Here is a 17,482-nt window from a genome sequence, read left to right as displayed (position 1 = left end):
AAGTAGTCTCGCTGCATGTCCCTCACCCTGCTGCTGCCCCCGTCGGAGACGAAGCGGCCGGGTGGCGACGGGCCGGCGCTGGATCTCTCCACGCTCGCGTTCCCGCAGCTCCGGGACGTGCGCGAGCGGGTGCTCACCGGGCTGACCGAACTCGTCGGGGGCGATCCCGAGGTCGCGCTGAAGGCGCTGGGTCTCACCCTCGGCCAGCGCGACCAGCTCGCGCTCGACGCCGCACTGCAGACAGCACCGACGAGCCCCGCGCTGTTCCGCTACACCGGTGTGCTCTACGACGCGTTCGACCCGGCCGGGCTCACCCCGGCGCAGCGCAAGCGGGCCGCCGACCGGGTCGTGATCACGTCGGCGCTGTTCGGGGCGGTTCGCGGTGGTGACCTCATCCCGGCGTACCGGTTCTCCGCCGGCGCGCGGCTGCCGGGGCTCGGCACGCTCGGCGCGCTGTGGAAGCCGGTGCTGGGCCCGGCGCTCGCCGAGCTACCCGGGCTGGTCGTCGACCTGCGCTCGGGTGCGTACATGCAACTCGGCCCCGTGCCGGGCGCGATAACGGTGCGAGTTCTCTACGTGGCGCCCGACGGCAGCCGCTCGGTGGTGTCACACTTCAACAAGCACGCGAAAGGGCTGCTCACCCGCGCGTTGGCCACCACCACCGCGAAGGTGAACGATCCCGCGGGCGTGGTGCGGGTAGCCGCGAAGGCCGGCCTCTCCGCCGAACGCCACGGCCCCCGTGGCGTAGACGTCCTCCTCCACGAACCCCCGGCCGGCACCCCAGCCGCCCGGCGCCTCAGGGGAGAGTGAGGATTTCGGCGCCCGAGTCCGTGACGACCAGGGTGTGCTCGAACTGGGCGGTCCATTTGCGGTCCTTGGTGAGGACGGTCCAGCGGTCGGGCCACATGTCCCACTGGTACGTGCCCAGCGTGATCATCGGCTCGATCGTGAACGTCATGCCCGGCTCGATCTCGACGTCGAGGTCCGGGTCGTCGAAGTGCGGCACGTGCAGGCCGGAGTGGAACGTCTCACCGATGCCGTGGCCGGTGAAGTCACGGACCACGCCGTAGCCGAACCGCCGCGCGTAGGACTCGATGACCCGCCCGACGACGTTGAGCTGCCGCCCGGGCTTGACCGCGTTGATCGCCCGGCGCGTGGCCTCCTCGGTGCGCTCGACGAGCAGCCGCACCTCCTCAGCGGGCTCGCCGGCGAAAAACGTCGCGTTGCAGTCGCCGTGCACGCCGCCGATGAACGCGGTGACGTCGATGTTGACGATGTCGCCGTCCTCGATCACCGTGCTGTCGGGGATGCCGTGGCAGATCACCTCGTTGAGCGAGGTGCAGCACGACTTCGGGAAGTTGCGGTAGCCGAGCGTCGACGGGTACGCGTCGTGCTCGATCAGGAACTCGTGGACGACGCGGTCGATCTCGTCGGTGGTGACGCCGGGTGCGACGTGCTTGCCGCCCCACTGCAGCGCCTGGGCGGCGATCCGCCCCGCCACCCGCATCTTCTCGATCGTCTCGGGGGTCTGCACGTCCGAACCCGTCCACCGCTGCGGCGCGGGCTTCCCGACGTACTCCGGACGCGGAATGGACGCCGGGACCTCACGCCGAGGGGACTGTCGGCCGGGAACCAGGGGTGCACGCATGTCCCCCAGATTAGGTCAGCCCGCGCCACGCCGGGCGGGCCCCGACAACACCCCGAGCGTTAGCTCGCAGACACATCCGCCGGGTGTGCGTGCGGCTGCTGGAGCTGGCCCACCCGCTTCTCCCTGCCCGGCCAGGGCGACCGGTACTGGCAGGTGTCGCAGTTCATTAGGACGTTGCTGCCGACCGCCTCGGCGTAGCGCTCGAGGATCAGCCGGGCCACCGACGGGTGCGCGCCGAGCACCTCGGCGACCCGGGCGCCGCCGGCCAGCGCGTCCCGCCGCACCGCGCCGGGCAGGCGTCCCGGAGCCAGGAAGTACGGCACGACCAGCACGTCGTCGTGGCCCAGGGTGTGGAGCCGCGAAACCGCCTCCGCCACGGTCGGCGTCGTCGCACCGGCGTATGCCACCTCCACCGGGGGCCCACCGCGCCGGTACTCCCAGAACAAGCGGGCCGCACGCCAGATCTCCGCGTTCGCGTCCGGGTCGTCCGCCCCGGCCGACGCGAGCACGATCGCGGTGTCGGCCCCGGCGCCCGCTTCCACGACCCGGTCGGAAAGGGCAGCGAGCAGCAACGGATCCGGCCCCAACGGGCGGCCGTACCGCACCACCAACCCGGAATCCCGAACGATCCGCACTGCCCCCGCGATGTCCCCCTTGCTGTGCGACGCCGCGGTCAGCAGCAACGGCAACGTGGCGACAGTCAGGCCCTCGGAGGCGAACCGCCGCAGCGCGCCCAGCACGGACGGCGGTTCGTGGTCGACGAACGCCAGCTCGACCCGTAGCCCCGGCGCCAGCTCCCGCACCTGCTCCAGCAGCGCGTGCAGCGTCGCGATGCCGGGCGGATGCGCGGTGCCGTGCGCCACCGCCAGGAGAACGGGCTCGCTCATACCGCGGCGGGCTGCTCGACCATTCCGGCCGCCACGGTGGCGCCGGTGGCTTCGTCGATCAGCAGGAAGGATCCGGTTCCGCGCGACACCGCGTACGGGTCGACGGCAATGGGCTCGGCCAGCCGCAGTGTGACGTCGCCGATGTCGTTCAGCTCCAGAGCGTCGGCCTCTTCGCGTTTCAAGGTAGTGACGTCGAGCCGATCGGCGACCGAACCGACGATCGCGCGAACCTCACGGGTGCCCGCGCGCAGGCGGAAGCGATCCCCGGCCCGCACCTGACGCTCGGCGAGCACGCACACCCGGCCGGAGAGCTGGCGGATCGGCTGCGGAGCGTCGGGAGCGGCGGCGATCAGGTCGCCGCGGGAGACGTCCACGTCGTCGGCCAGCCGCACCGAGATCGAACGCCCGGTGGAGGCTTCCGAGAGCGAGCCGTCGTGGGTGTCGATGCCCGCCACCGTCGAGCGACGGCCCGACGGCAGGACGACGACCTCGTCGCCGACCCGCAGCGTGCCGGCGGCCACCCGACCCGCGTACGCGCGATAGTCGGGGTGGTCGGCCGAGCGCGGCCGGATGACCAGCTGCACCGGGAACCGCGCCCCCACCTGCCCGCCGCGCGGCGGCACCGGCACGGTCTCGAGGTGGTCGAGAAGCGTGGGGCCCGCGTACCAACCGAGGTTCGTGGACGGTTCCACCACGTTGTCGCCGTGCAGCGCCGACACCGGGATCGCGGTGAGCGACCCGAGGCCCAGTTCCGACGCCAGGATGTCGAAGTCCGCGACGATCCGGTCGTAGACCTCCTCGGAGAAGTCCACGAGGTCCATTTTGTTCACTGCCAGAACAACATGTCCGACGCCCAGCAGCGCGGCGACCGCGGCATGGCGGTGCGACTGCTCCACCAGACCGTGCCGGGCGTCGACGAGCACGACCGCGACGTCGGCAGTGGACGCGCCGGTCACCATGTTGCGCGTGTACTGCACGTGGCCGGGGGTGTCGGCGAGGACGAAGGTCCGACGAGGCGTCGCGAAATAGCGGTACGCGACGTCGATCGTGATGCCTTGCTCCCGCTCGGCGCGCAGGCCGTCGGTGAGCAGCGCCAGGTCGGCGGCGTCCAGACCACGACGCTTCGACGCGGCCTCGACGGCGTCGAACTGGTCGGCGAACACGTTCTTGGAGTCGTGGAGCAGGCGCCCGATCAGCGTGCTCTTGCCGTCGTCCACCGAACCCGCGGTGGCGACCCGCAACAGATCGGCCATGGTTAGAAGTATCCCTCGCGCTTGCGGTCTTCCATGGCGGCCTCGCTGGCGCGGTCGTCGGCGCGGGTGGCGCCCCGCTCGGTGAGGCGGCTGGTCGCGGTCTCCGCGATCACCTCTTCCACCGTCGACGCGGTCGAGCGGACCGCGCCGGTGCAGGTGGCGTCGCCGACCGTGCGGTAGCGCACGGTCTCGACGCGCACCTCCTCCGAGGCACGCGGCGGCGTGAACGGCGTCACCGCGAGGACCATGCCGTCACGATCGAACACCTCGCGCTCGTGGGCGTAGTAGATGCTCGGGACCTCGATCTGGTCGCGGGCGATGTAGCGCCAGATGTCCAGCTCGGTCCAGTTGCTCAGCGGGAAGATCCGGACGTGCTCGCCGGGGGCGATCCGGCCGTTGTAGAGGTCCCAGAGCTCGGGGCGCTGGTTGCGCGGGTCCCACTGGCCGAACTCGTCGCGGATCGAGAACACCCGCTCCTTGGCGCGGGCCTTCTCCTCGTCGCGACGGGCGCCGCCGAGCACGGCGTCGAACCGGTTGTCGGTGATCGCGTCGAGCAGCGGGACGGTCTGCAGCGGGTTGCGCGACTGGCCGGGGCGCTCGCTGACGCGGCCGCTGTCGATCGCGTCCTGCACCGAGGCGACGACGAGGTCGAGGCCCAGCTCGGCGGCGCGCCGGTCGCGGAACTCGATGACCTCCTCGAAGTTGTGGCCGGTGTCGACGTGCATCACCGGGAACGGGATCCGGCCGGGCGAGAACGCCTTCTCGGCCAGGCGCAGCATGACGATCGAGTCCTTGCCGCCGGAGAAGAGCAGCACCGGCCGCTCGAAGCTGCCGACGACCTCCCGGAGGATGTGGATCGACTCGTCCTCGAGGGCCGTGAGCGCTATGGACGCAGTGTCGTGGGCGATTTGCTGCTCGAGGTGCAGGTCGGAGATGGTCGTCACAGCAGACCCCTTTCGGACAACGCGGCGAGCACCGCGTCCACGGACGCGTCGAGAGATTCGGGCTGGAGCACGAGTTCGGGCGCTTCCGGCGCCTCGTAGACGTCGTCGACGCCGGTCAGGCCGGTGATCTCACCGGCGCGCTGCTTCGCGTAGAGGCCCTTGACGTCACGAACGCTGCAGATCTCGACCGGCGTGGCGACGTGGACCTCGAGGAACGGGGTGTCGCTCGCGACGTGCCGGGCGCGGACGGCGTCGCGGGCCGCGGCGTAGGGCGAGATGACGGCGGCGAGCACGAGGACGCCGTTACGGGCGAGCAGCTCGGCGACGAATCCGATCCGGGCGACGTTGGTGTCGCGGTCGGCGCGGCTGAAGCCGAGGCCGGCGGAGAGGTGCTCGCGGACGGCGTCACCGTCGAGAACCTCGACGCGGCGGCCCTGGGCGCGCAGCCGCTCGCCGACGGCTGTCGCGACGGTGGTCTTCCCGGCGCTGGGAAGACCGGTGAGCCAGACGGTGGCGCCAGTCACTGTGGGATGCACCACATCCACTGTGTCGGAGACGCCACTCTGCGTAGGTGGAGCAGGCACGCCGGGGGCGGCGGCGGAAACGATCGGCATCGCGCGATCACTCCTGACCTCGGGGAGGAACTTCGCTTTCCGGGACGACTTGCCTTATCTGGGCAGCGCTATTGTCCCGCCGGAAGTTCCGCGACGGGGGCACGACAACCGGTCAGCGCTCGCCGATGAGCTGCTGGTCAGGGGCCGGACCGAGGGAACCGTCTGCGCGGCGAAGAGGCCGGTACCGCGAAAGCCGCAGCCGCGCTCAGATAGCGCGACACACTGCGCTGGAGACGCGCAGGAAGTCGACGTGCCGACGCGAAGTCAGCATCGCCGAGGCGGGGCGGGTAAGGCCGGTCATGGTTGCCGATGATGACACAGCAATGAGGCCGAGCCAACCAGGATCGGATTACCTACTATTCCAGTAGGTGAGCACCGTTTCCCATTATCTGGCTGGCGCCGCATCGCTGTGCGATGCTTTTGGATGTGACGACGCGAGGCACCCTCTTGGTCGCCCGCCTGCATGTCGACCTGCAGCGGGTGATCAGCGCTGCCTGTCCTAGCTGACAGGTCCCGCCGCGCCCCGTCCGTCTCTCGACCGTTTTCGGCCTCTATCTCCCCGCGAATCCCCGGGTGAGAGCCGCAGGCTGCGGTCCGTCTCCCCTGTGAGGTAACCAGACATGCCTGCCCGTACCGCCAGTGGTCGACCTCGAGGCCAGGGCCAGTGGGCTCTCGGATACCGCGAGCCGCTGAACAAGAACGAGCAGATGAAGAAGGACTCGGACGGCCTGACCGTCCGGGACCGCATCGTCAACATCTACGCGCACGGCGGCTTCGACTCGATCGACCCGCAGGACCTGCGCGGACGGATGCGCTGGTACGGCCTCTACACGCAGCGCGCGCCCGGCATCCCCGGCGGCAAGACCGCGGTGCTGGAGCCCGAGGAGCTCGACGACCGCTACTTCATGCTGCGCGTGCGCATCGACGGCGGCCGGATGACCGCCGAGCAGCTGCGCACGATCGCCGGCATCTCCACGGAGTTCGGCCGCGATGTGGCCGACGTCACCGACCGGCAGAACATCCAGCTGCACTGGATCGCGATCGAGGACGTCCCGGAGATCTGGCGGCGGCTCGAGGCCGTCGGGCTGTCGACGACCGAGGCCTGCGGTGACACGCCCCGCGTCATCCTCGGCTGCCCGCTGGCCGGAGAGCTCGAGACCGAGGTGCTCGACGCGAGCGGCCCGATGTGGAAGGTCGTCGACCGCTACATCGGTGACCCGGCGTTCTCGAATCTGCCGCGGAAGTTCAAGAGCTCGATCTCCGGGTGCGCGGAGCACTGCACGAACCACGAGATCAACGACGTCGGGTTCGTCGGGGTCGTGGGTCCTGACGGTTCGCCGGGCTTCGACCTCTGGGTCGGTGGCGGCCTGTCCACCAATCCGCGGTTCGCCGAGCGGCTCGGCGTGTTCGTCCGGCCCGACCAGGTCGAGGCGGCCTGGGCCGGGGTCGTCGGTATCTTCCGTGACTACGGTTACCGTCGCTCGCGCAACCACGCCCGCCTGAAGTTCCTGCTGGCCGACTGGGGTCCCGAGAAGTTCCGCGAGGTGCTCGAGACCGAGTACCTGAAGGAGCCGCTGCCCGACGGGCCGCCGCCCGCGAAGCCGATCCAGGACCAGCGCGACCACGTCGGCCTCACCCCCATGCGTAACGGGAAGCTGGCGGTGGGCTTCGCCCCGCGCGCCGGGCGACTCTCCGGCTCGACGCTGACCGCCGTCGCCGACCTGGCCGACCGGCTCGGCGACGGCCGCGTCGCCGCCACCGCGCAGCAGAAGCTCGTGCTGCTCGGCGTCGACACCGCTGACGTCGACGAGGTCACCGACGAGCTGGCCACGCACGACCTGCAGGTCAAGCCGAGCGCGTTCCGCCGCGGCACGATGGCCTGCACCGGGCTGGAGTTCTGCAAGCTCGCGATCGTCGAGACCAAGGCCCGCGCCGATGTGCTCTACCGGGAACTGGAGAAGCGCCTGCCCGAGTTCGACGAGCCGATCACGATCAACATCAACGGCTGCCCGAACTCCTGCGCGCGGTTTCAGACCGCCGACGTCGGATTCAAGGGGTCGATGGTCCGCGACGACGACGGCAACACGGTCGAGGGTTTCCAGGTGCACCTGGGCGGGCATTTCGGTGCGGAGGCCGCATTCGGCCGGAAGTTCCGGGGTCTGAAGGTCACCGCGGACGGGATGCCCGACTACGTCGAGCGGATCCTCCGGGGCTACCTGGAGCGCCGGGAGCCGGGCGAGCGGTTCGCCGGATACGTGGCCCGCGCCGAGGAAGCCTGGCTCCAGTGAGCGAGCGCGCTGCGCCCTTCTACTGCCCCTATTGCGGTGACGAGGACATCCGTCCCGACGGTGAGCACCACGGCCAGTGGCGCTGTGGTGCGTGCACACGCGTCTGGACGCTGAAGTACGTCGGCCTGAGCCGTCCGTCGTTAGACCAGGAGGTGGCGCAATGACCCTCGAGGTCACTGATCTGCGTGGGGTGGCCGACCGGGCCGCGGCTGCGCTCGAGGGTGCCCACCCGATCGAGGTGCTGCGCTGGGCCGGGGAGACGTTCGGCGACCGCTTCTGCCTCACGTCGTCCATGGGTGACGCGGTGCTGGCGACGCTGGCCGCGGAGGCGGTGCCGGGTGTGGACGTCGTGTTCCTGGACACCGGGTACCACTTCGCGGAGACGCTGCAGACGCGGGACCGGGTCGCTTCGGAACTCGACGTGAACGTGGTGACGGTGAAGCCGGAGCTGACCGTCGCGCAGCAGAACATCACGTACGGGCAGAGCCTGTACGCGCGGGATTCCGACGCGTGCTGCGGGATGCGGAAGGTCGAGCCGCTCGACCGCGGGTTGGCGCCGTACGACGCGTGGGCGTCGGGGTTGCGGCGGGACGAGTCGTACGCCCGCCGGCACACGCCGGTGATCGGGGTGGACGCGCGGCGCAACAAGATCAAGGTGAATCCGCTGGCGTGCTGGACGCAGGCGGACGTGGACCGGTTCGTGGCCGAGCGGGACGTGATCATCAACCCGCTGGTCGATCGGGGGTTCCTGTCGATCGGGTGTGCGCCGTGCACGCGTCCGGTGCAGCTCGGGGAGGACTCGCGGGCCGGTCGGTGGTCCGGTTCCGAGAAGACGGAGTGCGGGATCCACCTCTGAGTTATCCCTCAGGGTGGGCACAGGGAGCTCACAGTTTCGCGAGCGATCGTTGCAGACATGGACGAATCGCACCGCTCACCCGCAGCCGGCGGTGACCAGGCCGGCACCCCGTCGACTGAGCACTCGCTCGGGACCCCGCGCCCCTCGGACGCGTCCTCCCCCTGGGCTCCCCAGCCTCCTGTCTCCCCTTCCGCTCCCTACTCCGCTCCTCCGGCCTACAACTCGGCCACCCATCAGACCGGGCCGTTTCCGGCTTGGACCTCCGGGGGCGCGCACGGGCACCAGACCGGCACGCTCGCGCCGCCCGCGAGCAACGGACGGCGGCGGGGGCCGTTGGCGGCGGCCATCGCCGGCGGGGCGCTCGTGTTGGCGCTGGTCGCCGGTGGGACCGGCGCGGCGGTCGGGGTCGCGGTCAGCGACCACTCCGGCACCGGCGTGACGATCAACCAGGAGTCGGGCACCGCGGTCACGAAGACCAGCGCCACCGGCACCGTGGAAGCCGCAGCCGAGACCGCGCTCAAGAGCGTCGTCACGATCGAGGTCGCGGCCAACTCGGGCTCCGGCACCGGATCCGGCGTGGTCATCGACGCGCAAGGACACATCCTCACCAACAACCACGTGGTCGAAGCCGCCGCGGACGGCGGCACGATCAGCGTCACGCTGCCCAACGGCGAGAACCGCACCGCGACGATCGTCGGCCGCGACCCGTCGTCCGACATCGCGGTGATCAAACTCGCCGACACCAGCGGGATCACCCCCGCGACGTTCGCCCAGTCCTCGACGGTCAAGACCGGCCAGACCGTGCTCGCGGTCGGCGCCCCGCTGGGCCTGTCGAACACCGTCACCGAGGGCATCGTCAGCGCGCTGAACCGCCCGGTGCGCACCGGCTCCTCCACCGACCAGAACACCGTCCTCGACGCGGTCCAGACCGACGCCGCGATCAACCCGGGCAACTCAGGCGGCGCGCTCGTCGACCTGTCCGGCCGCGTCATCGGCATCAACTCCGCGATCGCCACGGTCTCGAGCGGTTCGTCCGGCGGTCAGGAGAGCCAGTCCGGCAACATCGGCGTCGGTTTCGCGATCCCCTCCGACACCGCGCTGAACGTCGCCAAGCAGCTGATCCAGGACGGCACGGCCGAGCACTCGACGCTCGGCGTCAGCGCCCAGGACACCGAGACCGGCACCGGCGCGCAGATCGCCCAGGTGACCAGTGGGTCCGCGGCGGACAAGGCCGGGCTCAAGGCCGGCGACGTCGTCACCGCGATCGACGACCGCCGGGTGACCGACACCGACGGACTCGTCGCGGCCGTCCGGGCGCACACGCCGGGCGAGTCGGTGAAGGTGACGTATCAGCGCGGTGGCCAGACCTCCACGGCCACCGCCACGCTCAACAGCAGCGCGACCTGACCGGACCCCCCGCGCTGCCTGCCCACCGCCGCGCCACACCTTCCCCGGGGTGTGGTGCGGCGGTGTTATTTCCGCCCGGCCGCACGGACCAGGGCCCAGCCGAGGCCCAGAGCCACCAGTCCGATCCAGGCGGTCACGGGCACGACCACGAGGTGGGCCGTGCGCTCCGCCAGCAGGCCGTTGAGGCCGGTCACCGCCACCACGAGCAGGCCGAACGTCGCCAGTGCGACGCCGATGCCCGCGCCGACCCCGTCCAACGCACCGTGTCGGGCGGCAACCCGCGGCGACGGCCGCTCGAAGCGCCGGAACGCCAGCACCAGGGGCAGCAGCAGCGCGGCCAGCACCGCGATCCACACCGGCCGGGTCGCCCACCACAGCGCACCGCCCGGGGTGGGCGTCGGCAGACCCCACGCCACTGCCGCCGCCAGCACGAACAGGGCGGTGAGGTGCCAGAGGAACACTGTCATGACGACGCCGTTCGCCGCGACGACTCCCGTCCACACCGAACGACGCGCCAGCCACCGCGTCACCGGGCCGCGCGCCAGCACGACCAGACCGGTGAGCCAGGCTCCGTGCGCCACCAGCGCCAGCGTCGGCGGGTTCATGTTCGAGACCGGCGCGCCGGGCAGCCCCACCATCGAGATCGGGTACCAGCCCAGCACCACCGTGAGCAGCACGACGGCGCTCAGCCCGCCCAGCACGAGCCCGGTTCCGACCCGCCGGGTCAGCACCCCGTCGGCAAAGAGAAAGCCCAACTGATGCGCGGCCAGCCACACGAGCGCCACGTTCAGCGCCCCGATCGCCTCGACACCCCCGAGCAGCCGGACCGCGTCGACGACACCCGCCGCCACGACCAGCGCCACCGGCACCCACACCCCCCACCGCCGGTGCGCCGCGTGCATCAGCGGCGCCAGCCCGACGACCCCCAGGTACACACCCAGGAACCACAGCGGCTGGACGATCGTCCGCGTCGCGAGGCGCAGCACCTCGTGCGACTGCAGCCCCGCCAGCTCGGTCCCGGCCGCGATCACCACCCACACCCCGAGGAACACCGCGGTCGGCACCAGCAGCCGCCGCAGCCGCGACGCGACGAACTCCGCGTAGGTCCGCCGCCGCGACGTTAGCGCGGCCGCGTGCGCGGCGCCCCCGACCAGGAAGAACAGCGGCATCACCTGGAAGAGCCAGGTCAGCCCCTGGGCAGCGGGCAGGGACGCCAGCACGTTGCCGGTGCGCAGCTCCCCGTCGTCGACCGACAGCGTGAGCATCAGCCAGTGACCGAGGACCACCACTCCGATCGAGAAGACCCGCAGGAGGTCGACGTACCGGTCGCGGGTCGCGGGGGTGGCCGCGGCGAGATCCGCCGCCGAGAGGGTGGAGGGCGTCATGCCTCAACGGTCCCGGCTCGGACGCTCCCCGCCGAGAGCACTTCTACCTATGATGCCCGCCATGACGTCGACACCCACCACCTCCGAGCCCGTCCACCCGAACGTCGCGGCGGTGAACGCCGTGCTCGAAGCGTTCGGTTCGTCGAACCGGGTGCGGATCCTCCCGGACGCCGTCCGCACCGCCGCGCAGGCGGCCGAGGCGCTCGGCGTGAGCGTGGGGCAGATCGCGAACTCGCTGATCTTCGACGCCGACGGGGTGCCGCTGCTGGTGCTCGCGTCCGGTGCACACCGTGTCGACACCGCGATGGTGGCCGCGCTGGTCGAGGTCGAGGCCGTCCGGCGCGCGACGCCGGAGTTCGTCCGCGACGCCACGGGGCAGGCGATCGGCGGCGTCGCCCCGGTGGGTCACCCGGCGCGCGTGCGCACACTGGTCGACGTCGCACTCGCGGGATACGACACGGTGTGGGCGGCCGGTGGCATACCGCACGCCGTTTTCCCCACCACGTACGACGAATTGCTCCGGATCACCGGCGGTGTCGCGGCCGAGGTCGCCTGACGCTGCCGTTCAGCACGCTCACCCGTAGGCTGGCGACATGCCAGCAGCGCGGGAAGCCGAACCAGGCTCCCCGATCGTCACCGTCCACGTCTGGGGCGTCCCGGATCGACGGGTGCCGGCCGCACTCACGCGGATGGCCACCGATCGCCTCCGGCTGCGGCACACGCCGGGGTTGCGGTTTGCGCGCCTGCTGGGAACCGGCCGCGGCGACACGTTCACGGTTCGCGACGCCAATCCGAACCGCTGGGCGCTGCTGGCGACGTGGGGCTCCGAAGCCGAGGCCGCCGCGTTCGAACGCACCTCCACGGTCCGGGGGTGGGGCCGGCTGGCCGACGAGCGGTGGCGGCTCGAACTGACCCCGCTGGCCTCGTACGGCCGCTGGTCCAAGCGCGAGCCGTTCGGCGCGCCGACCCCGCGGAAGTGGGACGGTCCGGTCGCCGCGTTGACCCGCGCACGGATTTCCGCACGAAAAATGGTGACGTTCTGGCGCGCGGTGCCGCCCGTGGCGTCGGCATTGAACGACCATCGCAAGGACGGCGGCCTGCGGGCCGCGATCGGCGTCGGCGAGGCCCCGGCCGGCTGGCAGGGGACGCTGAGCGTCTGGCGGAGCGCGGACGACCTCCGTGCGTTCGCGTACCAGGGAGCCGCCCACGTGGCGGCGATCCGTAGAACGAAGGAGACCGGGTGGTACGCCGAGGAACTCTTCGCCCGTTTCGGCGTGGTGCGGGCGGACGGCTCGCTGGACGGCAGAGATCCGCTGACGTGACTCCGCTGACCCCGGCCCGCTGGTCCGCCCGCGACGTCGTCTCCCATCTCGACGAGGTGCTGGGCGTCTACGGCTCCGCGATGAACTACTCGCCGAGCCTGGTCGAGGGGCGGCGGGGCATCCTCGTGGCGCACACCCGCCGGCCGGAGTTCCGGGCGGTCGGCACGCTCGACGCCGAGGGCAACGTCGTGGGGTTCGGCTACGGGTACCGCGGTGAGCCGGGCCAGTGGTGGCACGAGCACGTGCGCTCGCGTCTGGACCCGAACGGGTACCGGGCGTGGCTCTCCGACTGCTTCGAGGTCGTCGAGCTGCACGTCGCTCCGGGTGTGCAGGGACAGGGCATCGGGGAGAAGCAGATCCGGTTGCTGCTCGACGGCGTGAACCGGCGCACGACCGCGCTGTCGACGCCGGAGGGTGGCGAGTCGCGGGCCTGGAAGCTGTACCGGCGCCTCGGTTTTCTCGACGTGCTGCGCGACGTCGTGTTCCCCGGCGACGACCGGCCGTTCGCGGTGCTGGGCCGCGGTCTGCCGCTCGACGACCCGACGCCGTGATCCGCCAGCGGGTACCGGTCGTCCTGGTCGGGCTCACCGTCCTGGCCCAGATCGCGTATCCGCTGGTGAGCGGTTCTGCTCGGAACGTTCTGACGATGGTGACGGTGGCCCTGGGGTTCGCCGCGGCGGTGACGCACGCCGCGGTGACCCGGGGCGTGCGGGTGGCCGCCGTGCTCGTGGTGGTCACCGCGGGCGGTGGGCTGGTCGTCGAGGCGCTGGGTACCGCGACCGGGTTCCCGTTCGGTGCGTACGCGTACGCGGACTCGCTCGGATCGAAGCTCCTCGGTGTGCCGTGGGTGATCCCGCTCGCGTGGACGATGATGGCGTGGCCGGCGTGGCTCGTCGCGGGACGGCTGGCGTCGGGGTGGGCGCGGGTGGCGGTGTCGGGATGGGCGCTCGCGTCGTGGGACCTGTTCCTCGATCCGCAGATGGTCGACGCCGGGCACTGGACGTGGTCGTCGCCGGGGGCGGGGTTGCCCGGGGTTCCCGGGATTCCGATCTCGAACTACGTCGGGTGGGTGCTGGTCGCGGTCGTGATGTCGGGGTTGCTACGGCTGTTCCTCGGTGAGGGGGATGCCGGGCCGGTCGCGCCGATGTTCGGCTTCTATCTGTGGACCTATGCGTCGTCGGTGCTGGCGCACGTGGCCTTCTTCGGCCTCCCGGCGTCGGCTGCGTGGGGTGCCCTCGGCATGGGCGTAGTGGCCCTCCCCCTGGCGGTGAGCCTCACCCGCACCACCCGCCCGGCGCCGATGGCGAGCACCCGATGACGCCCGGCGCACGCCGGCGCTCGCGCCGGGGCGGGCCGGTGCGGCGCTTCGCGGCCGATCCGGTTGCCTGGGGCACCGTCGGCGCGCTCGCGCTGGCGGCGCACAGCGTCGTCAATGCGCGGAAGTTGCGGCGGCCGCCGTCCCAGCCGCCGGAAACGCAGGTGCGCGTCTCGGTGTTGCTGCCGGTGCGGGACGAAGAGCAGCGGGTCGAGGCGTGTCTGCGGGCTCTGCTCGCCCAGCGGGGCGTGCCGGCCTACGAGGTCGTCGTGCTCGACGACGGCAGCACCGACCGCACCGCCGACATCGTCCGGCAGATTGCCGACGACCGGGTGCGGCTCGTGACCGGCGCACCCCTTCCCCCGGGCTGGCTCGGCAAGCCCCACGCCTGCCAGCAGGCCGCCGACGCCGCCGACCCGTCGTCGGACGTGATCGTTTTCGTCGACGCCGACGTCACGCTCGCGCCGGACGCGCTCGCCGCCGCGATCGCCGTCCTGGACGAGTCGGACCTCGACCTCGTCTCGCCCTACCCCCGCCAGATCGCGGAAACCGGCGCCGAGCGGCTCGTGCAGCCGCTCCTGCAGTGGTCGTGGCTCACGACGCTCCCCCTCGGCCTGGCCGAACGCTCCCCGAAGCCCTCGCTGACCGCCGCGAACGGCCAGTTCCTGGTCGTGCGGCGCAAGGCGTACGACGCCGCCGGTGGTCATGCCGCCGTGCGCGACGACGTGCTCGAGGACATCGGCCTGCTCCGTGCCGTGAAGCGCAGCGGAGGTCGGGGCGTGGTCACCGACGGGTCGACGCTCGCCGAGTGCCACATGTACGGGTCGTGGACCGAACTCCGGGACGGCTACAGCAAGTCGCTCTGGGCCGCGTTCGGCTCACCGGCGGGGGCCGCCGCCACTGTGAGCGGGCTGAGCCTGCTCTACGTCGTGCCGGCGGTCGCGGCCCTGCGTGGCAGCCGCCTCGGCCTGCTCGGCTACGCGGCCGGCGTCACCAGCCGGGTCGTCGCGGCCCGCGCCAGCGGCGGCCGAGCCTTTCCCGACGCCCTGGCCCACCCGGCCTCCATAGCCACCTTCGCCTACCTGGTGGCCCGCTCCCTCCGCGAACACCGCCGCGGCACCCTCACCTGGAAAGGCCGAAACGTTGGCTGAGGTCGTGGTGGTGGGTGCCGGGGTCGGTGGGCTGGCGGTGGCGGCGCGGCTGGCGGCCGGAGGGCACCGGGTCACGGTCTGCGAACGCGCCCCCGAGGTCGGCGGAAAACTCGGGCTTCTGACCCGCGACGGCTTCCGCTTCGACACCGGCCCGAGCCTCGTCACGATGCCGCAGGTCTTCGCGGACTTCTTCCGCGAAACCGGCGACCCCCTCGAGTCGGTACTCGACCTCGTCCCCCTCGACCCGATCGCCCACTACCGCTTCGGCGACGGCACCGAGCTCGACTCCTGCGCCGACCCCTACGAATTCCGCCGACGCATCGACGACGCCTTCGGCGGCGGCGCCGGCAGCGACTGGGCCGCGTTCTGGACACGCGCCGAACGCATCTGGGACGCCACGTACCAACCGTTCCTCGCTTCGACCCTCGACGGCCCCCGCACGCTCGCCCGCTACACGACGCGGATCCCTGACCTGCTCACGATCGCCCCCGGCCGCTCACTGCGGGCGTTGGCTCGCTCCTATTTGCGCGATCCGCGACTGCGGCAATTCGTCGAGCGCTACGCGACCTACACCGGCTCCGACCCGCGCAAGGCCCCGGCCGCCCTCGCGTCGGTGCCGTACGCCGAGCTGAGATACGGCGGCTGGTACCTGCGCGGCGGCCTGCGCCGGCTCGCCGAGGCGCTGCAGGCGCGGTGCGAGGAGCACGGCGTGAAGATCCGGACGAGCACCGAGGTCACCCGCATCCTCGCGAACGGCACCGGAGCGAACGGCGTCCAGCTCGCCGACGGTAGTCACCTGCCCGCCGACGTCGTCGTGGCCAACGCCGACGCCGCGCACGTCTACTCGGACCTGATCACGGTGCCGTCGGCAGCACGGCGCCTGCGCGCCACCACGCCGTCGCTGTCGGGCTTCGTCCTGCTGCTCGGGGTGCGTGGCCGGACGCCCGGACTCGCCCATCACACGGTGCTGTTCCCGCCGGGAAAGTACGACGCCGAGTTCGACGATGTGTTCGGCGATCCCGGCCGCCCCGTGCCGGACCCGACGCTCTATCTCTCGGTGCCCGACGATCCGGACGTGCGCCCCGAGGGTCACGAAGCGTGGTTCGTGCTGGTCAACGCCGCGCGCCATGGCGTCGGCAAGGGAGCAGTGGACTGGCGGACGCCAGGCCTGGCTGAGCGGTACGCGGACCTGCTTGTCGAGAAGTTGGCGCACCGGGGTCACGACCTCGAGGGCCGGATCCTGTTCCGCGAGATCCGCACACCCGCCGACCTCGAGGCCCGGACGCACGCCGTGGGCGGCGCGATCTACGGAACCTCGAGCAACGGCGCGAGCGCCGCGTTCCTCCGCCCGGCGAACCGCAGCCCCGTCCCGGGCCTCTTCCTGGTGGGCGGCAGCTCCCACCCCGGCGGCGGCTTGCCCTTGGTGACCCTGTCAGCTCAAACCGTCGCCGGTTTGATCGGCCCCGCCTAGCGCACCGCGACGGAGGCAGGGGCCAGGTTGTCGTAGACTTCTCGCGTCGAGGCGCTGCGGTTCAGCGTGATGAAGTGGATCCCCGGTGCGCCCTCCGCGAGCAACTTCGCGGACAACTCGGTCGCCACCTCGACCCCGATCGCCCGCACCGCCACCGGGTCGTCCGCCACCGCACGCAGCCGCGACGCCAGCTCCGACGGGAACGCCGCCCCGGACAACACCGCCATCCGCTCGATCTGCGACACGTTCGTCACCGGCATCACACCCGGGACGATCGGCACGTCGCAGCCCGACGCGACGACCGCGTCCCGGAGCCGCGCCCAGTCCTCCCAGTCGAAGAAGAACTGGGTGATCGCGAAGTCCGCTCCCGCACGGCACTTCTCCACGAAGTACCGCACGTCCGACTCGAAGTCGGGCGAGCGCGGGTGCTTCTCCGGGAACGCGGCGACACCCACGCAGAACTCGCCGGAATCCCGTACCAACTTCACCAGGTCGCTGGCGTACTCGAAACCCGACGGGTGCGCGATCCACTCCGCCTGCGGATCACCCGGCGGGTCACCACGCAGCACCATCACGTCGTGCACACCGACCGCGGCGTAGTGCCCGATCACGTTGCGCAGCTCGGCCACCGAGTGGTTCACGGCGGTGAGGTGCGCCATCGGCAGCAGCGTCGTCTCCGACGCGATGCGCTCGGTGATCGCGACAGTGGTGTCCCGGCTGGACCCCCCGGCCCCGTAGGTGATCGACACGAACGAGGGCTGCAACGCCTCGAGCTCGCGGATCGCCTGCCAGAGCTGCCGCTCCCCCGCTTCGGTCTTGGGCGGGAAGAACTCGAACGAGAACGTCGGCGCCTCGTCACGGACGAGATCACCCACAGAGGTGCGTCGAACAGAGACACCGGTTGCCATGTGCCAACACTGTAGTCGGGTCGAGGAGATACC

19 protein-coding genes are annotated in these 17,482 nt (G+C 71.5%); 11 read left to right on the top strand and 8 right to left on the bottom strand.

Annotation, left to right across the window (positions count from 1 at the left end):
• The first annotated feature begins 15 nt into the window (after nucleotides 1-15).
• The gene (locus ACGFY5_RS18660) at nucleotides 16-810 is read left to right on the top strand and encodes a YaaA family protein (RefSeq protein ID WP_392721320.1); all 795 of its coding nucleotides are present in this window, start codon (nucleotides 16-18) and stop codon (nucleotides 808-810) included.
• Here the strand turns inward: ACGFY5_RS18660 and map are convergent.
• The 6 genes from map to ACGFY5_RS18630 form a co-directional block, all read right to left on the bottom strand.
• Nucleotides 797-1,648 carry a type I methionyl aminopeptidase gene (gene map / locus ACGFY5_RS18655; RefSeq protein ID WP_392721318.1) on the bottom strand — a complete coding sequence of 284 codons (852 nt, stop codon included), beginning with the start codon at nucleotides 1,646-1,648 and terminating at the stop codon, nucleotides 797-799. The two genes, ACGFY5_RS18660 and map, sit on opposite strands and share 14 nt — an antisense overlap.
• 59 nt (nucleotides 1,649-1,707) lie before the next feature.
• Entirely contained in the window at nucleotides 1,708-2,535 is an 828-nt protein-coding gene (locus ACGFY5_RS18650; protein ID WP_392721317.1) for a sirohydrochlorin chelatase, read from the bottom strand.
• On the bottom strand, nucleotides 2,532-3,788 hold the full coding sequence (locus tag ACGFY5_RS18645) for a sulfate adenylyltransferase subunit 1 (RefSeq protein WP_392721315.1): 1,257 nt from the start codon (nucleotides 3,786-3,788) through the stop codon (nucleotides 2,532-2,534). The genes ACGFY5_RS18650 and ACGFY5_RS18645 overlap by 4 nt, the downstream gene beginning before the upstream one ends.
• Before the next feature lie 2 nt (nucleotides 3,789-3,790).
• Nucleotides 3,791-4,723, bottom strand: a complete 933-nt coding sequence (gene cysD, locus ACGFY5_RS18640; RefSeq protein ID WP_392722526.1) for a sulfate adenylyltransferase subunit CysD — start codon at nucleotides 4,721-4,723, stop codon at nucleotides 3,791-3,793.
• Nucleotides 4,724-4,728: 5 nt separating this feature from the next.
• Nucleotides 4,729-5,268 (bottom strand): adenylyl-sulfate kinase, encoded by a 540-nt coding sequence (gene cysC / locus ACGFY5_RS18635; RefSeq protein WP_392721313.1) that lies wholly within the window; start codon nucleotides 5,266-5,268, stop codon nucleotides 4,729-4,731.
• Nucleotides 5,269-5,551: 283 nt separating this feature from the next.
• Nucleotides 5,552-5,617, bottom strand: a complete 66-nt coding sequence (locus tag ACGFY5_RS18630) for a putative leader peptide (RefSeq protein ID WP_392722525.1) — start codon at nucleotides 5,615-5,617, stop codon at nucleotides 5,552-5,554.
• 143 nt (nucleotides 5,618-5,760) lie between these two features.
• On the opposite strand from ACGFY5_RS18630, the gene ACGFY5_RS18625 reads away from it, so the two are divergent.
• From ACGFY5_RS18625 to ACGFY5_RS18610, 4 genes are all read left to right on the top strand, one after another.
• Entirely contained in the window at nucleotides 5,761-5,853 is a 93-nt protein-coding gene (locus ACGFY5_RS18625) for a putative leader peptide (protein ID WP_342673838.1), read from the top strand.
• Nucleotides 5,854-5,966: 113 nt separating this feature from the next.
• Nucleotides 5,967-7,634, top strand: a complete 1,668-nt coding sequence (locus tag ACGFY5_RS18620) for a nitrite/sulfite reductase (RefSeq protein WP_392721311.1) — start codon at nucleotides 5,967-5,969, stop codon at nucleotides 7,632-7,634.
• Nucleotides 7,635-7,794: 160 nt separating this feature from the next.
• Nucleotides 7,795-8,490: a phosphoadenylyl-sulfate reductase gene (locus tag ACGFY5_RS18615; RefSeq protein WP_392721309.1), complete on the top strand. Its 696-nt coding sequence runs from the start codon at nucleotides 7,795-7,797 to the stop codon at nucleotides 8,488-8,490.
• Between the two features lie 57 nt (nucleotides 8,491-8,547).
• Nucleotides 8,548-9,897, top strand: coding sequence for a trypsin-like peptidase domain-containing protein (locus ACGFY5_RS18610; protein ID WP_392721307.1), 1,350 nt, complete (start codon nucleotides 8,548-8,550; stop codon nucleotides 9,895-9,897).
• Nucleotides 9,898-9,962: 65 nt separating this feature from the next.
• On the opposite strand, the gene ACGFY5_RS18605 is transcribed toward ACGFY5_RS18610, so the two are convergent.
• Nucleotides 9,963-11,282: an acyltransferase gene (locus tag ACGFY5_RS18605; protein WP_392721305.1), complete on the bottom strand. Its 1,320-nt coding sequence runs from the start codon at nucleotides 11,280-11,282 to the stop codon at nucleotides 9,963-9,965.
• A 61-nt stretch (nucleotides 11,283-11,343) separates the two neighbouring features.
• Between ACGFY5_RS18605 and ACGFY5_RS18600 the strand changes: the two genes are divergently transcribed.
• From ACGFY5_RS18600 to ACGFY5_RS18575, 6 genes are read left to right on the top strand one after another with little or no spacing between them, the layout of a single operon-like run.
• The gene (locus ACGFY5_RS18600) at nucleotides 11,344-11,838 is read left to right on the top strand and encodes a YbaK/EbsC family protein (protein WP_392721303.1); all 495 of its coding nucleotides are present in this window, start codon (nucleotides 11,344-11,346) and stop codon (nucleotides 11,836-11,838) included.
• A 37-nt stretch (nucleotides 11,839-11,875) separates the two neighbouring features.
• Nucleotides 11,876-12,604 carry a monooxygenase gene (locus tag ACGFY5_RS18595; protein ID WP_392721301.1) on the top strand — a complete coding sequence of 243 codons (729 nt, stop codon included), beginning with the start codon at nucleotides 11,876-11,878 and terminating at the stop codon, nucleotides 12,602-12,604.
• Nucleotides 12,605-12,609: 5 nt separating this feature from the next.
• Nucleotides 12,610-13,155: a GNAT family N-acetyltransferase gene (locus ACGFY5_RS18590; RefSeq protein ID WP_392722523.1), complete on the top strand. Its 546-nt coding sequence runs from the start codon at nucleotides 12,610-12,612 to the stop codon at nucleotides 13,153-13,155.
• Nucleotides 13,152-13,922 (top strand): carotenoid biosynthesis protein, encoded by a 771-nt coding sequence (locus ACGFY5_RS18585; RefSeq protein WP_392721300.1) that lies wholly within the window; start codon nucleotides 13,152-13,154, stop codon nucleotides 13,920-13,922. Before ACGFY5_RS18590 ends, ACGFY5_RS18585 begins: the two co-directional genes overlap by 4 nt.
• The gene (locus ACGFY5_RS18580) at nucleotides 13,919-15,070 is read left to right on the top strand and encodes a glycosyltransferase (RefSeq protein WP_392721299.1); all 1,152 of its coding nucleotides are present in this window, start codon (nucleotides 13,919-13,921) and stop codon (nucleotides 15,068-15,070) included. Before ACGFY5_RS18585 ends, ACGFY5_RS18580 begins: the two co-directional genes overlap by 4 nt.
• Nucleotides 15,063-16,541, top strand: coding sequence for a phytoene desaturase family protein (locus tag ACGFY5_RS18575; RefSeq protein WP_392721298.1), 1,479 nt, complete (start codon nucleotides 15,063-15,065; stop codon nucleotides 16,539-16,541). The genes ACGFY5_RS18580 and ACGFY5_RS18575 overlap by 8 nt, the downstream gene beginning before the upstream one ends.
• Here ACGFY5_RS18575 and metF read toward each other — a convergent pair.
• Nucleotides 16,538-17,449 carry a methylenetetrahydrofolate reductase [NAD(P)H] gene (gene metF, locus ACGFY5_RS18570; RefSeq protein ID WP_392721296.1) on the bottom strand — a complete coding sequence of 304 codons (912 nt, stop codon included), beginning with the start codon at nucleotides 17,447-17,449 and terminating at the stop codon, nucleotides 16,538-16,540. The two genes, ACGFY5_RS18575 and metF, sit on opposite strands and share 4 nt — an antisense overlap.
• Between the last annotated feature and the right edge of the window lie 33 nt (nucleotides 17,450-17,482).

This window comes from Cryptosporangium sp. NPDC048952 (genome assembly GCF_043197895.1).
GTDB lineage: Bacteria > Actinomycetota > Actinomycetes > Mycobacteriales > Cryptosporangiaceae > Cryptosporangium.
Note: the sequence above shows the minus strand (reverse complement) of the source record. Positions and strands in the feature narration are given on the sequence as shown.

Coding starts and splice junctions, on each gene's coding strand:
- ACGFY5_RS18595 (WP_392721301.1), top strand. CDS start 11,876: ATGCCAGCAGCGCGGGAAGCCGAACCAGGCTCCCCGATCGTCACCGTC.
- ACGFY5_RS18650 (WP_392721317.1), bottom strand. CDS start 2,535: ATGAGCGAGCCCGTTCTCCTGGCGGTGGCGCACGGCACCGCGCATCCG.
- ACGFY5_RS18610 (WP_392721307.1), top strand. CDS start 8,548: ATGGACGAATCGCACCGCTCACCCGCAGCCGGCGGTGACCAGGCCGGC.
- ACGFY5_RS18645 (WP_392721315.1), bottom strand. CDS start 3,788: ATGGCCGATCTGTTGCGGGTCGCCACCGCGGGTTCGGTGGACGACGGC.
- ACGFY5_RS18600 (WP_392721303.1), top strand. CDS start 11,344: ATGACGTCGACACCCACCACCTCCGAGCCCGTCCACCCGAACGTCGCG.
- ACGFY5_RS18620 (WP_392721311.1), top strand. CDS start 5,967: ATGCCTGCCCGTACCGCCAGTGGTCGACCTCGAGGCCAGGGCCAGTGG.
- map (WP_392721318.1), bottom strand. CDS start 1,648: ATGCGTGCACCCCTGGTTCCCGGCCGACAGTCCCCTCGGCGTGAGGTC.
- ACGFY5_RS18625 (WP_342673838.1), top strand. CDS start 5,761: ATGCTTTTGGATGTGACGACGCGAGGCACCCTCTTGGTCGCCCGCCTG.
- ACGFY5_RS18605 (WP_392721305.1), bottom strand. CDS start 11,282: ATGACGCCCTCCACCCTCTCGGCGGCGGATCTCGCCGCGGCCACCCCC.
- metF (WP_392721296.1), bottom strand. CDS start 17,449: ATGGCAACCGGTGTCTCTGTTCGACGCACCTCTGTGGGTGATCTCGTC.
- ACGFY5_RS18615 (WP_392721309.1), top strand. CDS start 7,795: ATGACCCTCGAGGTCACTGATCTGCGTGGGGTGGCCGACCGGGCCGCG.
- ACGFY5_RS18580 (WP_392721299.1), top strand. CDS start 13,919: ATGACGCCCGGCGCACGCCGGCGCTCGCGCCGGGGCGGGCCGGTGCGG.
- ACGFY5_RS18660 (WP_392721320.1), top strand. CDS start 16: ATGTCCCTCACCCTGCTGCTGCCCCCGTCGGAGACGAAGCGGCCGGGT.